General features: G+C 67.2%; 14 protein-coding genes. 8 read left to right on the top strand and 6 right to left on the bottom strand.

All coding sequences use genetic code 11. The features are described 5' to 3' along the window. The first annotated feature begins 33 nt into the window (after positions 1-33). From SMD14_RS15570 to SMD14_RS15560, 3 genes are all read left to right on the top strand, one after another. Positions 34-849: an MBL fold metallo-hydrolase gene (locus SMD14_RS15570; RefSeq protein ID WP_321214211.1), complete on the top strand. Its 816-nt coding sequence runs from the start codon at positions 34-36 to the stop codon at positions 847-849. Between the two features lie 120 nt (positions 850-969). Further along, on the top strand, positions 970-1,902 hold the full coding sequence (locus SMD14_RS15565) for a lipid kinase (protein WP_321214210.1): 933 nt from the start codon (positions 970-972) through the stop codon (positions 1,900-1,902). A gap of 204 nt (positions 1,903-2,106) precedes the next feature. Beyond that, positions 2,107-2,757 carry an SGNH/GDSL hydrolase family protein gene (locus tag SMD14_RS15560; RefSeq protein WP_321214209.1) on the top strand — a complete coding sequence of 217 codons (651 nt, stop codon included), beginning with the start codon at positions 2,107-2,109 and terminating at the stop codon, positions 2,755-2,757. A gap of 75 nt (positions 2,758-2,832) precedes the next feature. Here SMD14_RS15560 and SMD14_RS15555 read toward each other — a convergent pair whose 3' ends face one another. After that, a complete protein-coding gene (locus SMD14_RS15555) occupies positions 2,833-3,681 on the bottom strand; it encodes an SGNH/GDSL hydrolase family protein (RefSeq protein ID WP_321214208.1) in 849 nt (282 codons plus the stop codon). Between the two features lie 496 nt (positions 3,682-4,177). Between SMD14_RS15555 and SMD14_RS15550 the strand changes: the two genes are divergently transcribed. Both SMD14_RS15550 and SMD14_RS15545 read left to right on the top strand, forming a co-directional pair. Next, a complete protein-coding gene (locus SMD14_RS15550; protein WP_321214207.1) occupies positions 4,178-5,515 on the top strand; it encodes an EAL domain-containing protein in 1,338 nt (445 codons plus the stop codon). 91 nt (positions 5,516-5,606) lie between these two features. Next, positions 5,607-6,305, top strand: coding sequence for a hypothetical protein (locus SMD14_RS15545; protein ID WP_157241464.1), 699 nt, complete (start codon positions 5,607-5,609; stop codon positions 6,303-6,305). A gap of 681 nt (positions 6,306-6,986) precedes the next feature. Here the strand turns inward: SMD14_RS15545 and SMD14_RS15540 are convergent. Further along, entirely contained in the window at positions 6,987-7,655 is a 669-nt protein-coding gene (locus SMD14_RS15540; protein ID WP_321214206.1) for a metalloregulator ArsR/SmtB family transcription factor, read from the bottom strand. A gap of 92 nt (positions 7,656-7,747) precedes the next feature. Here SMD14_RS15540 and SMD14_RS15535 point away from each other — a divergent pair, with 92 nt between their 5' ends. Next, entirely contained in the window at positions 7,748-8,242 is a 495-nt protein-coding gene (locus tag SMD14_RS15535; RefSeq protein WP_321214205.1) for a hypothetical protein, read from the top strand. Between the two features lie 76 nt (positions 8,243-8,318). On the opposite strand, the gene SMD14_RS15530 is transcribed toward SMD14_RS15535, so the two are convergent. Together SMD14_RS15530 and SMD14_RS15525 are read right to left on the bottom strand one after the other, a co-directional pair. Further along, entirely contained in the window at positions 8,319-10,331 is a 2,013-nt protein-coding gene (locus tag SMD14_RS15530; RefSeq protein WP_321214204.1) for a matrixin family metalloprotease, read from the bottom strand. After that, entirely contained in the window at positions 10,324-10,707 is a 384-nt protein-coding gene (locus SMD14_RS15525; protein WP_321214203.1) for a hypothetical protein, read from the bottom strand. Before SMD14_RS15525 ends, SMD14_RS15530 begins: the two co-directional genes overlap by 8 nt. Before the next feature lie 141 nt (positions 10,708-10,848). Here SMD14_RS15525 and SMD14_RS15520 point away from each other — a divergent pair, with 141 nt between their 5' ends. Beyond that, a complete protein-coding gene (locus SMD14_RS15520) occupies positions 10,849-11,196 on the top strand; it encodes a hypothetical protein (protein ID WP_157241469.1) in 348 nt (115 codons plus the stop codon). Between the two features lie 165 nt (positions 11,197-11,361). Then, the gene (locus tag SMD14_RS15515) at positions 11,362-12,591 is read left to right on the top strand and encodes an acyltransferase (RefSeq protein ID WP_321214202.1); all 1,230 of its coding nucleotides are present in this window, start codon (positions 11,362-11,364) and stop codon (positions 12,589-12,591) included. On the opposite strand, the gene SMD14_RS15510 is transcribed toward SMD14_RS15515, so the two are convergent. Together SMD14_RS15510 and SMD14_RS15505 are read right to left on the bottom strand one after the other, a co-directional pair. Next, entirely contained in the window at positions 12,588-13,361 is a 774-nt protein-coding gene (locus SMD14_RS15510) for a GAF domain-containing protein (protein WP_157241471.1), read from the bottom strand. The two genes, SMD14_RS15515 and SMD14_RS15510, sit on opposite strands and share 4 nt — an antisense overlap. Before the next feature lie 184 nt (positions 13,362-13,545). Then, a complete protein-coding gene (locus SMD14_RS15505) occupies positions 13,546-13,740 on the bottom strand; it encodes a hypothetical protein (protein WP_321214201.1) in 195 nt (64 codons plus the stop codon). Between the last annotated feature and the right edge of the window lie 109 nt (positions 13,741-13,849).

The raw sequence follows: 13,849 nt of genomic DNA, 5'->3' as shown, positions 1-13,849 counted from the left end.
CGCACACTGCTTTGCCGGAGGTACGGAGAAACAATGTCGGAATGGCTCGAAGTCGGCGCGAACAACTATGTGCTGGTCACCGAAGGATCGCTGCTGAACACCGGACTGGTGGTGGGATCCGAGCGGGCCATGGTGATCGATACCGGCTGCGGCCCCCGGCAGGGCCAGGAAATCCTGGACGCGGTGCGGGACAAGACCCAGCTGCCGCTCGTCGTGGTCAACACCCACGCGCATTACGACCATTTCTTCGGCAACGCGGTGTTTGCGGAGGCCGGCGCCACCGAGTTCTGGGCGCACCAGAACTGCGCCACCGAAATCGAAGAGCGCGGAGACCTCCAGCGCCGCTTCGTGGGGACGCTGGAACCGGAGATGTCCACCGGGGAGGGCGAAAACGTGGAGCTCGTGGTCCCCAACGCCATCGTCAAGGACCGGCCGGTGCTGGTTGACCTGGGCGGCCTGACCGCCACCCTGTTCTATCTGGGCCGCGGCCACACGGACGGCGACCTGCTGGTGGGCACCCCCACCACGCTGTATGTGGGGGACCTGGTGGAGCAGGGCGCGCACCCGTCCTTCGAGGACTCCTACCCGGAGGAGTGGGCGGACGTGCTCCGCCACATCTCGGCGCTCCGCCACCGCTACGAGTTCCTGATCCCCGGGCACGGGAAGCCGTGCAGCGACCAATTCGTCAAGACCATGGCCCACACGCTGACCACCGCGGTCCGCCAGGCACGCCAGTCCATCCGCGACACCCCGGACGACGCCACCAAGGCCATCCCGGTCCTGCCCTACGGGCCGGAACAGTCGCGCTGGTTCATCAAGCGGCTGCAGGAGACCCGCCGCGAGCACTAGCCGAAGTAGAACGTACGACGGCGGCCGCGTGCCGCCGTCGTTCGCCTTGTGCTTCGCAGGGCGGACCTTCCGCCTGGCAGCCCGGCGATTTCCCAGCCCGCCCCGCCTAGGATGTTCCCCATGAAGGTTGCCCGAGAGGCGAACTCCGCTGCCGTGGTGATAAACGCCGGGGCGCGCCTGGGAGCGGCGGCGCCCGAGCTGGCGGTGGACACCCTGCAGAGGGCCGGCCTGCCCGTTTCCTCCGTGCACCACGTGCTGTCCGGCGCGGACCTGCCCGGAATCCTTGACCGGGTGGTTGCCGACGGGCGCGACCTGGTGGTGGTTGGCGGCGGTGACGGGACGGTGTCCTGCGCCGCCGGCCGGCTCGCCGGGACCGGAATCGTGCTCGGCGTCCTGCCGCTGGGCACCGCCAACGACCTTGCCCGCACGCTGGAGATCCCGGGCGATCTTGCCGGCGCCTGCGCCGCGCTCGCCGGCGGCAAGGTGGTGGACATCGACCTGGGGCGGGCGAACGGCCAGCCCTTCCTGAACGTCGCGTCCGTTGGCCTGTCGGTCGGGGTCACCGAGACCCTCAGCCCCCGCCTGAAGCGGTACCTCGGTCCGGCCGCCTACGCCGTGGCAGCCGTGCGCGCCTACGCCCGCCACCGGCCGTTCCGGGCCCGGCTCGAGTTCCCGGAGGGGGACCATGACACGCTGGAGCTCGAGGACATGCTGCAGGTGGCGGTGGGCAACGGCCGGCACTACGGCGGCGGCAACACGGTCTCGCCGACGGCCGGGATTGACGACCACCTCCTGGATATCTACGCCATCCCCGGGGCGCCGCTCCGCGAGCACGTCCGGATCGCGCGGCTGCTGAAGGACGGCAGCTTTGTGGAGCGCCACGGGGTGCACCACCTGACCACCCGGCGGGTCCGGCTGGTCACCGAGCCGCCCATGCCCGTGAACCTCGACGGCGAGATCGCCACGGCCACGCCCGCCGACTTCACCATCGAGCGCAATGCCGTGCACGTTGTGGTGCCGGAAACCAGCACCAGTGCGCGGTTCGATGGCTAGCGGGCCGCGCCGGCCGGCCGGCGCTGCCTTCGGGTCCAGGCGGGAATGGCTCAAGTACGGCGGACTTTTCGTGCTCGCCGTGCTGGCGTTCGGGGTGGCTGCCATTGCCCTGATGGGCCCCCGAACCCGGATGAAGCAGGCCCCGCCGCCGCAAGCCCGGCGGCCGCAACACGTTCGGCCGCCGCGCCGACAGTTACAGCTTCCGTGGCGCCGACACCCACGGGCACTGCCACGCCCGCAACGCCCGGAACGCCGGGAATTGAGCTGCCCGCCGAGCCCGTCCTGCTGATTCTTGGCGATTCGTACACGGCCGGGGTGGGGGCGGACCAGCCGGACCAGGGGTGGGCGTACCTGGTTGCCGCGGAGCTCGGCTACCCCGCCACCGTGGACGGCGCGGGCGGAACCGGGTTCGCCTGGGGCGGCGGGGCGCAGGACGACGGGGGTGAAGAGTACGAAGTCCGGCTGCGGAAGATCGCCGGCAACGCCGCCTTCGTGCCCAACGTCCTGGTGCTGCAGGGCGGACAGAACGACTCCGCCGTGGCCAATCCGGATGAAGTGGAAGCCGCCACTGCCCAGACCATCGAGGCGGCCCGGAGGTTCTGGCCGGGTGTCCAGGTGGTGGTGCTCGGGCCGTCGGCTCCGCAGCCCCTGGCGGAGGGACTGCGCGGCGTGAACAGCGCCGTCCGGGCCGGTGCCGCGGCAGCCAACGCACCCTTTATCGACGCCGTCGAGGGCAACTGGTTCACGGGCGCCAACAGTCCGGGCTTCGACGCCGACGGCGCCCACCCCAACACCGCCGGCCACGCCTACATCGCCGGGAAGTTCCTGGAGTACTGGGCGGGCCTGACGCGGTAAGCCGGGCGGGTGCCCCGCGCTGAAGGCAGGATGTACGACGGCGGCGCGTGCCGCCGTCGTACGCTCACCTTCGCGTCAGTTGCTGAGGGCGGGGATTTTCGCTTCGCGGATGATGGCGTCAGCGTAGCCCAGGGCGTAGCCGGTGGCATTCGGGTGGAAGCTCATGCCGCTGAAGGGGTCGGCCGGGTCGAAAAAGAACCAGGAGCCGGGCAGGCCGACGCCGTGCCCCTCGAACTCGTCGGTGACGCTGACGTAGACGGTTCCGGGGGACTTCTTGGCCGCGTCCTTGATGGCCTTGTTCAGGGTGTCCGTGCCTTTGTTGAAGACCTTCGCCGCTTCGTTGGTGATGTAGCCGTTGGCCCCGACTTCCGGGGAGAACAGGTGCGGGTAGCCCAGTGCCACGATTTTGGCATTCGGTGCCTGGGCGCGGATAGCTGCGTAGGCAGTGGTCAGCGCCGGGAGGACAACGGTCTGGGCAACGGCTTCCGCGGCCTTCACCTCCGCCGCGCAAACCTCCAGGGGGCGCAGCATGCAGGCCCCGAGCAGGTTCCCGAACCCGACGTCGTTGCCGCCGGCTGTGATGGTCACCAGGTCCGTTTCCGCGTTCAGGACGCCGGCGGCGGATGCCACCTGGACCTGCAGGGGCACCATGGCGGCGGTCCAGCCCGCGCAGGCTGCGTTGGCCGTGAGCTGCACGTGGTCCTGGGTGTCCAGCACATCGGCGTAGCCCGGCGATGACTGGTAGCACGGCTGCAGCTCGGCGGGGTAGAGGGGAGAGACGGTGACAGACGGGGAAGCGCCGATGCCGGAGGTATAGGAATCCCCCAGGGCGACGTAGTCCAGCGGCGCCGCGTCCTGGGCGGCTGCCGGCGCAGCGACGGAGCCGGCCAGCAGTCCGGCGATGACGGCGGCCAGCAAACCCATGCGCCCCGCACGGCCCCTTCGGGTGCGGGCGCGTGGGCTTGCCCCTGACTCAGAATGCGTGATCCGGATTTCCCTAGGCGATGTGTTCTTCACGGTTCTTCTCCCTGGCGTATTGCCAGGTGCCGTGGCTCCTGGCTTCTGGCTTGTGTGTCGAGCGGTCCGCCCTGCCCTACCTTCCATGGCGTTACTACAGCGTTACGGGCACAGGCATGCCGTCAGGCTATATTGAATTACTAAGCAATTTAGTAATTGGTCTCCGGGGGGAACCGTGGCTCCAGTCAGCAGTGTCCGCATCTCGACCTTTCAGCCATTCCGGTACGTCTACGGTGCCAAAGCGGGACCGGCCAATCCTGAGGCAGGCACGGGGAAACCCTGAGGTGCCCTGATGCGGAAGCGCCCGCCGGCCGGCAGTCCCCGCCCGGCGAAGAATGATTCTTCCCGCTCCCCGGTCTCCGGCGGGCAGGCACAGTTTCTGCCCTCCCAGTTGCGGCCTTGGATGTTGTACTCCTGCTTCCTGGCCGGCCTGATCCTCGCACTCACCGTTCCGGCGGTCCTGCTGGACGAACCTTGGGGAGCGGTTGTGCTCGCAGTTGTGGTTGTAGTGGCTGCCGGCTACTTGCTGTGGGGCCTGCCGCGCATCCGGGGCCGGAAATCGATTGCCGCGTCCACAACGTCCCATCTCCTGGAAGCTGTGCTGGCCACCAGCAGGGAATGGCTGTGGACCATCGGCCCGGACGGCAGGTTCACCTTTTCCGGGCCAATGTCCCGGGAGCTCCTCGGGTATGACCCTTCCGAACTCCTCGGCCAGCACTACAGCCAGGTCATCGAACCCGATGACCTGGCCCGGGCGCTGCAGGACAGGGTGGGACTGGAGGGTCCTGACGCTTCATGGTCCGGTCTGGTGACCACCTGCCGGCACCGGGACGGCCGACGGATCCTTGTTGAGGTTTCCGGCAGGCCGATCTCTGACGGGCAGGGGCAAGTGTGCGGCTTTGAGGGGACCACGCGTGCCCTGGACACGCCCCCGGCCCTTGGCGCTGCGGCCGAAGCAGCCTTCGCCGGGGTAGAAGCCATGCTTTCCTCCCGTACGTTGTTGACGGCCTTCCAGCCCATCCGCGCTTCGGACTCCGGCGCTGTGATCGGGGCGGAGGCGCTGACGAGGTTCCTGAGCGCTGACGATCCCGGGATGTCCCCGGAGGCCTGGTTTGCTGAGGCCGCCTCTGTGGGGCTGGGTGTTGACCTGGAAATAATTGCGCTTCAGTCGGCGCTGATTGCCGCGGAGTCCCTGCCGGAAGACCTCTACGTGGCCGTCAATCTTTCCCCTGGGGCGTGCCTTGATAATCGGGTGGCCGGTGTCCTGCTGGGCTGCGGCATTCCACTGGGGCGCATTGTGCTGGAACTGACGGAGCACCACGAAGTGGCCGACTACGGCCAGCTTGGAGGAGTGCTGGCTCCCCTGCGGAGCGCGGGTTTGAGGATTGCTGTAGATGACGCCGGTGCAGGGTTCGCTTCCATGCGCCACATCGTTGAACTCAGGCCGGATCTGATTAAGCTCGACCGGAAGGTCATCACCGGCATCAACGCCGACGCGGGCCTGCAGGCTTTGGGCGCCGCCATGGTCGGCTTCGCCCGGGAGATCGGTGCTTCCCTCGTTGCCGAAGGGATTGAAACCGAGGCTGAACTTGCGGCCGTGCGGAAGCTGGGCATGGGTGCAGGCCAAGGTTACCTGCTGGGCAGGCCCACTGTGGCCACGGAGGAATGGAAACAGTGGTCCAGGGCGGGCTCAAACCGCAACCCCTCCACCCGCCCGGCGGGACGGCACGAACGTCCGTAACCTTCGGGGACCACCCATCCCTGAGCCATGGTGGTGCGAATCACAGGAAGACCACCGAACCTCCTCGGTGGTCCCTGGTAGGGAGCAGAAAATGAACAGAAATTCCAAGCTGGCTATTGGCGGCGCGGCAGCAGCTGTACTCACAGTGGTATCCCTTGGTGCAGGCCCGGTTCTGGCCAATAACGGAAAGTCACCGGACAAGTCCGTCACGCTCACGGCTGTGCTCAGCGAACTGAACGGCTCCGGCGCATCCGGCACCGCGACGGCCGTGGTGAAGAACCAGAAAATCGAACACATCGAGGTCCACGCCGAGGGCCTGACACCGGACGCACCCCACGCCCAGCACATCCATTACGGCAATGACGCACTGAACGAGTGCCCCACCCTTGCCCAGGACTCGAACCGGGACGGGCGCATCAACACTGTTGAAGGGATACCGGCCTACGGCCCGGTGGTGGTATCGCTGAACACCACGGGGGACACCACCCCGGCCAGCTTCCTCGATGTGGCCCGCTTCCCTGTCTCCAGCGACGGGATCTTCAGCTACAGCCGGGACAATATCGAATTCACCGATGTCGCCGGAACGGGCTACCCCGGTGCCGGCGGGCTCGGCACGGCCAAGCAGATCGCGGATTCCATCCGGGAAGGCGAAGGCGTCCTGGTCATCCACGGGCTGGACTACGACGGCAACGGAACCTACAACTTCAGCGACCCCGAAGGCGCAAGCGAGCTGAACGGTGCCTTGCCTGCCGAAGCCACCGATCCGGCGGTGTGCGGCGTCCTGCGCTGATCCCCTGACCGGACAGATCCCCTGACCGGACTGGCCGCTGCTGGGGGCGGCCAGATCCAAAACCCCCGTTCCTTGCGTGCATTCCCCGGGCCGCCGCCGTGGTGCCAACCCCTCAATCCACTAGACCTACTCCAGGCATGGGTCTGGGGAACATACTTGAGATGGGGGGACGGCAGGATTTCTCAGTGAGGAGAAGCCATGTTGCAGGCCCTGATGTGCAGATTGAACCTCCGCCACGAGTGGCACGTCGAACACACCGAGGACGGCGGCTTGTACAAACGATGCCTTTGCTGCGGAAAGGATGACGACCGTGGCGGAGGCGGGACCGGCGCTCCCGGCGCCTGGGCGGGGCCCGCGGGAATGGGCTGAGCGCACGGCATGCGTCCTCAATTCCGGATGCCGGGGGAGGCGCGCATAACGTGCGGCATTTGCCTGCTGTGACGGCCCATGCGCGGGGGCTCGCGCTTGGCGGTGCCCCCCTGGCACCGCCAAGCGCTGAGACTCATCGGTTGCCCGACTCAAGGCTGCGGTACTCCTGGACCCAGTTCCAGCCGCACCTTCGTGCGCCGCTGCCTTTCACTGACTACTGTGGACTGCCATCCTCAAGGGAAGCGGCAGATAGCGTCAAGAACTTCCCAAGACTTCCTCAAATTCGGGCCCATCGTCCTGCTGAGGCCGGCGTCAGGTGACCGACTGCTCTACGGGGAGCCCTGCCGCCTTCCACTCAGGGAAGCCCTCCTCAAGCCGTGCGGCCGTGCGTCCTTCGTCCGTGAGAAGCCGTACGGCCTCGTCCGCAAACAGGCAGTACGGTCCGCGGCAGTAGGCCACGACTTCGCCCCCTCGGGGAACCTCCCGCAACCGGGACTTGACGTCCGAGAGGGGCACGGAGATCGCACCGGGGATATGTCCGGCGTCGTATTCCGGCTGTGGCCGCACGTCCAGCACTACCACGTCGCCCTGCCGCAGCCGCAGCAGCAGATCGTCGCGCGTGATTGTGCTCAGGTCGGCGCGGTCGCCGACGTAGGCGCGGACCAGTTCGCCCAGTTCCCCGGCGTGGGTTTCGGCTGTCTCCCGAAGTGCCCGCCATAGCCGTTCCACGGCCGGGCTGGCGAGCGAGTAGTAGATCCGCGTCCCCGAGCGCCGTGAGGAGGCGAGGCCGGCCCGCAGCAGGCGCTGCAGGTGCTGGGATGTGTTGGCCATGCTCTGGTGGATCTCTGCGGCGAGCTCTTCAACCGGCCGCTCGCCCTGGGCAAGGACATCGATGAGCTGGGCCCTCCGGCCGTTCCCTATCGCCTTGGCCGCTTCCACGAGGACGTCGTAGAGCGCATCCTTGTCCTGCTGGTCGCCCATATGTGCCTCCTATTCAAGATATCTCTTGACAAGCCTACCTCCGCGGGTTTCTTATTCAAGTATCTACTTGAATAAGAGAGGGGGCGGTGGCCGTGTCCACCATCCAAACGCCACACCAGCAGGAGTCCCGCCTTCGGACAGGAGCGGGCCTCATGACGCTGGCCGGGCTGGCCTTCGTGGGGTACGCCGTGATCTTTTTGATAATGAACTTCACGGACGCCTTCCTTGAACTGGGCATCGGACCCGAGCAAGTGGACAAGGGGAAGGCAGAGATCGAGGCGTTCAGCCCGCAGCTGTACCACTACATCAGCCATCTGCACATCGCGGTCAGCGGCTTCATCGCGGCAACCGGTCTGGCAGTCGCAGGCCTGTCCTGGTTCGGGGTGCGCCGCGGAGAACGGTGGGCCTTCGCCACCGCAGTCATCGTCCCTGTCGTTGGACTCGCAGTGGCCCTCCCCGCACACTACCCGTGGGGCCTGGCCACGCTGGGGCACCTCGGCCTGATCTACCTCGCCGTCCTCATTTTCCTCGTGGGGGTCGTGGCGGCCTACACCGGAATGCGGAGCGCCGCGGCTACACACCACTGACGCTGGCCCAAAAGTGAACGTACGACGGCGGCCGCGGGCCGCCGTCGTACGTTTCAGTCCCTTTCCACGCGGCGGCTCACGCGGTGGCGTGCATTTCCCCGGCCGGCATCTTGTCCGAACCGGATTCTTCGGCGGCCGGGGCCGGGCGCCGCTCCTGGCCGTTCGTCGTCACGCTCCCGTCCATGGTGCCGGTTGGCATCTCGACGGGTTGGGGGACGACGCCGGCGGAGGGCATGTCCGCGCCCGTTGCCTCGGTCATGGCCGCGGCACCGGACGAACCCGTGGACTCCTCGGTCAGGAACGGCATGTTTTGCCACTTGTGCCACAGGGCGTTGTCCGTGCCGCGGACGAAGACCTCAAGCCGGCCGTCGGCGTTGCTGCCCACTGTGATGTTGGAGGTGAGGACGCCGCCCAGGGAGTGCCAGCCGGACCAGCCGCTGTTGGGGGCTGTCTGCCACATGTGCCACAGGGCGTTGTCCGTGCCGCGGACAAACACCTCCAGCCGGCCGCTCGCATTCTTGCCTGCGGCAATCTCGGAGGTGAGCAGGCCGCCCAGGGACTGCCAGCCGGACCAGTTGCCGTTGGGGGCCGTCTGCCACATGTGCCAGAGGGCGTTGTCCGTGCCCCGGACGAACGCTTCCAGGCGGCCGTCGGCGTTGCTGCCCACCGTGATGTTGGAGGTGAGGACGCCGCCCAGAGAGTGCCAGCCGGACCAGTTGCCGTTGGGGGCTGTCTGCCACAAGTGCCAGAGGGCGTTGTCCGTGCCCCGGGCGAACACCTCCAGGCGGCCGTCCTTGTTCTTGCCCACCCCGATCTCCGAGGTGATCACGCCGCCCAGGGAATGCCAGCCGGACCAGTTGCCGTTCGGAGCCGTCTGCCAGCGGTGCCACACGGCGCCGTCGGTTCCGCGGGCGAACACCTCCAGGCGGCCATCGGCGTTGCGGCCTGTGGCCGGCGGCCCCGTGATCACCCCGCCCAGGGAGTTCCAGCCGGACCAGCCGCTGTTGGGCGCGGTCTGCCATTTGTGCCACAGGGCGTTGTCCGTGCCCCGGGCGAAGATTTCCAGCCGGCCGTCCAGGTTGCTTGCCGCCGCGATGTCGGTGGTGATGACGCCGCCCAGGGAGTTCCAGCCGGACCAGCTGCCGTTGGGGGTGTTCTGCCATCTGTGCCACACGGCGCCATCGGTGCCCCGGGCAAAGGCTTCCAGCCGGCCGTCCTTGTTGTTGGCCACGGAGGCGTCCGTTGTGATGATCCCGCCCAGGGAATCCCACCCGGACCATGCCTGCGGCGCGGCCGGATACAGAGCCCGGAATCCGTCGAGGTCGTCCTGGGTGAGGGCCCGTTTGGTGAAGTTGGACGCCACGGTGGGGGCCATCACGGCGTTCGCGACGCTGGAGTGGGCCAGCCCCACGATATGGCCAAACTCGTGCAGCGCCACTGTTTCGATATCGAAGGCGTTGGCCGCGGCGCCAACGCTCCACACGTGTTCGCTGTCGTCAAAGTGGACCGGCTTGGGCAGCGTGTTGGTGACCACGCTGCAGCCGGGAGGGAAGTCGGCGTGGGCCAGGACGCCGCCCACCATCGAATGGTCCGGGTCCGCCGCCGGGCGCCATCCGATGCGGATGTCCGGACTGGAGCCGAGGGCCACCTCGGTGAAGGTCAGTCCGCCCACGGTCTGCCAGGTCTGGATGGCGCGCCGGATGGCGTCGAATTCTGCGGTGCCCGCGACGTCATCGGTCCCGGTGTCGAAGGCGTAGGTCAGGGTCCGGTCCGCCCATGCGCACGCGGTGGCGAAGGCGATTTCGCCGGCCCGCATGTCGGGAAGCCCGCAGCGCGGCCGCATCATTGCTTCGCGCGTGGCATCGTCGAAGACGCCGGTGACCGGCAGGTGGAAAAACTCCTGGAAATTCCGAAGCGCCCCTTCGGTGGGATCGTCCAGGACGCCGATTTCCCTGGGGGTGGATTCCCCCAGGTAGCCGAAGCGCTCGAGATACGTTTGCACCTTGCTGAAGCCCGGCGTTCGTCCACCCGGGGCGGTGTTTTCGACTGCGGCAAGGTACGGTGCCGCAGGGTACAGTTCGTCAGTCATTTGGCTCTCCTTGATCGGTTCTGATGCTTCGCAGGATCTGCAGCGCGACGTCCCGTTCGGCGTCCGCAGGCAGATGGACGACGGCGGTGGCGCGCCCTGGAATAGTCACGGCAACGGTGCGGATGCCCTCTTCCTCAAACAGGACGAAGTCCGCGATGTGGTTGCCCAGGGCTTCCCGCCAACGCTCGTAGCCAGGTTTGTTTGCATAGCGGGTGAGCGGGTCGGCGAACGGGCTTGCGTCGACGGTCAGGCGCATGCCGCCACCCTCCAGGACGGCAGCGCCGCCCTCGATGCCGTGCTCATGTGAGGGTGCAAGCTGGTCCGGCACGTCCAGCACCAGGCCTGCCACTCGGAAGGAATTCCACGGCTGCCCCATAAGACCGTCCTCACATGCGAGGGAACACGGGAACAGTGGACCATTCTCCGCGTTACTGCACCGTTACTGCCGGGCCGGCTATTGACTGCCGGCGCCGTTCTGGCAACGATGAAGTTCCCGTTGACATTGAGAGGGCCTGTCATGAAATCCACGAAAGCACTGGGCGCGGCCGGAGCCGCTGCGGCTGCATCAGCACTGCTGCTGCTTGCTGCCGCCGGGCCGGCAGCAGCTGACCACACCCACGTCAAAGTCGTCGGCAGCGGAGGCTGCGTGGTGATGGCTGAGGGTGCGGGGGAGGAAGCGGTGGACCTTCCCGCTGCCGTCTTCGAGCACAACGTCCACGCCGCCGACCTGCCACAAACGGACGGCCGGACCCACCCCCTCCACGTGCTGGTGCACCAGGGCGTTCCCGGAGAAAACAACACGCTCTACGTCCTCGGAAGCGACGCCGAGAAGGCAGCCTGCGGCGGGGTCTACGTCAACCGGTAACTGACTGACAGCGGTCCAAAAACTGAAGGCGTACGACGGCGGCGCGCACCGCCGTCGTACGCCTTCTGCGTGGCTGCGTGCAGCCTGCGTCCAGCCTGCACCCAGCGCAGTTATGGAAACGTTATATATGCTGGGTGAGTGGTTTTTAGGTCAAGCAGCGGAAATTTGTCAGCCCCCGAACGTAACGCAGTACCAGGAACAAGCCTCATCGCCGGGCGGAAGCATGCCCTGGACGGGCTCCGGACTGTTGCCGTGGCGGGGGTGTTTTTCTTCCACGCGGCAACCGCCCTGGTGCCGGGCGGCTCCATTGGCGTGGACGTCTTTTTCACGCTCAGCGGCTTTGTGATCACCCTCCTGATCATGAAGGAGCACCTGGCCACCGGCCGGCTGCGGCTGGGCATCTTCTACGCCAAGCGGCTGGCCAGGCTGTGGCCGGCGCTGCTGGCGCTGTGCGGGGTGATCGTCGCCGTGGGCCTGGCCTTCCCGGCGTCGAAGTGGGCCGGCCAGGAAGGGTTTGTCCTCCCGGCCGCCGCGTACGTGATGAACCTGGCCCGCTTCGGGATGTTCGGCGATTCCGTGGCGGGGGAAACCCTTGGCCCCACCTGGACCCTGGCCGTCGAGGAGCAGTTCTACCTGGTGTGGCCGCTCCTGCTGCTGGTGCTGCTGCGGTTCTGGAAGGTCCGCACGGTCACCTGGATCACCGCAGGCCTGGCCGCGGCGTTCCTGCTGGAACGGTTCGTCCTGGTGCTGCTCGGGGCGCCGCTGAACCGCCTCTACAACGGGCCGGACACCCGGGCCGACGAGCTGCTGATCGGATGCACCCTGGCGCTCGTGTTCACGAAAGTGACCCCCGGCTCCCGGTTCCACGCAGCCCTCCGGACGGCGGCGCGCCGGGCCGGACCGGCCGCCGGGCTCATCCTCCTGGCCGCCGTGTTCCTGCTGAAGGAGCCGGACACCCCCGGCCCCTGGTTCAGCGTCTTCTGGACCGTTGGGCCCGCCGTGCTTTCCCTGCTGGCGGCCGCCCTGATCGGATCACTGGTCCTGCAGCCCGCCGGCTTCGCCGCCCGAGTCCTCAGCCACCCCTGGCTTGCCGGGCCGGGCCGAGATCTGTCCTACGCCTTCTACCTCTGGCACCTGCCCGTCTACCTGTTGCTGATGCCGCTGATCCCTTCGCTGTGGCTCCGTGTGCCGCTGGCCGCAGCACTGACCGTCCTGCTGGCCTATGCGTCCCACCGCCTGGTGGAGACGCCCGTCCGCCGCTGGGCAAACAGAAGGCTGGAGCCCGCCGTCGTCCGCTCCACTCCGGAAGCGGCGTCAACTCCGGAAGCTGCGCGAAAGTCTGCAGCGGCACATGGCCGCGGGCCCGAACTGGTGTCCGCAGGCCGGGAATCCTAGCGGGCGGCGTCAGTGCGGGCGTTGATGTTGTTCTGGACGATGGTGGCCAGGGTGCGGAGCACCTGCTGGTCCGAGGCGCTGAACGCCCGGGGGCGGTGGTCAATGACGCACAGCGTTCCGATGTTCCAGCCGCGTGGCCCGTGCAGGGGGTAACCGGCGTAGAAGCGGATGAAGGGTTCCCCGACGACTAGCGGATTGGTGGCGAACCGGTCATCGGTGAGGGTGTCGTTGATGATGAGCATCGTGTTCAGCCGCACCGTATGCGTGCAGAGCGCGATCTCCCGGGGCGTCTCCTGGCGAAGGGGGCCGACCACGGACTTGAGGAACTGGGAATTTTCGGCGATCAGGGACAGTGATGCAGCACCGACGCCAAAATAGTCCCTGGCGGTTTCCACCACCTGGTCAAAGATGTCCACTGTGCCTGTGTGGAGCAGGTCGGTCTCCCGAAGCGACTGCAGCCGTTCCTCCTCCGCCCGTTCAGGCGTCAGGAGGAACCTGCCCGCGGCTCCCAGGCCGGCCAGCGCATCCTCGCCGGCACGTCCCCTCCGGTGCTGGCGTCCCTCGCCCTGCGGCTGCGCAGGCATGGGCTCCGTGCCGGCACTGTAACCGCGTTCAAATTCGGGCAAGGCCAGTGCGCCGTGAAGGTAGGCATGCAGCTCAAAATCGGAAAAGCGCGGCCCGCCAAAGTAGGTCGGCCAGATGTCCGCCGGGTCCAGCCCGGCAACAACCATGGCTGCAAGCTCAAGCCGCCGCTCTGACTCGTCGCTCATGATGTCCGCCCGGGCAAGGCATAAGGTGCATCCAGCCCATACGCATGTGCTGATTTACCGGCCATGCTAATCAGTCTACTTACTAATTTCGCCTGCCCCTAACCCGGCGGAGGGTTATTACGTTTGTGGGCGCAGCAGAGAGCGGTTCGCGCCAAGCCGGGACCTGGCAGCGGCACCTGGGAGGTCAGGCCGCGGGCTCAGCCGCCTGCGTCAGCCGCACGGGCTGGTACTGCTCGCTGCAGACCGCCGCTTCGTGGTGCTCAGCACACTGGACCTCGGCAACCAGCGAGCCGCCGACGTCGTCCTTCTTATAGTGCGTCACGTGCTTGGTGCTCCTGCCGCACGTGACGCAAAGGGCCTGGTGCTGTTTAGTCCACATGCATGAATAATACGGTCGGGCCTGTTTCGCGCAAGTAAAAGTTCCGAAACGTGCGGAAATCCGCAGCGGGAGCGCGCGGACTTTTAATTTGGTGTTTACTTCCTGGGCA

The sequence above is a fragment of the Pseudarthrobacter oxydans genome (assembly GCF_034258515.1).
In the GTDB taxonomy this organism is placed as follows: domain Bacteria; phylum Actinomycetota; class Actinomycetes; order Actinomycetales; family Micrococcaceae; genus Arthrobacter.
This window is presented reverse-complemented; position numbering and strand designations above follow the sequence as displayed.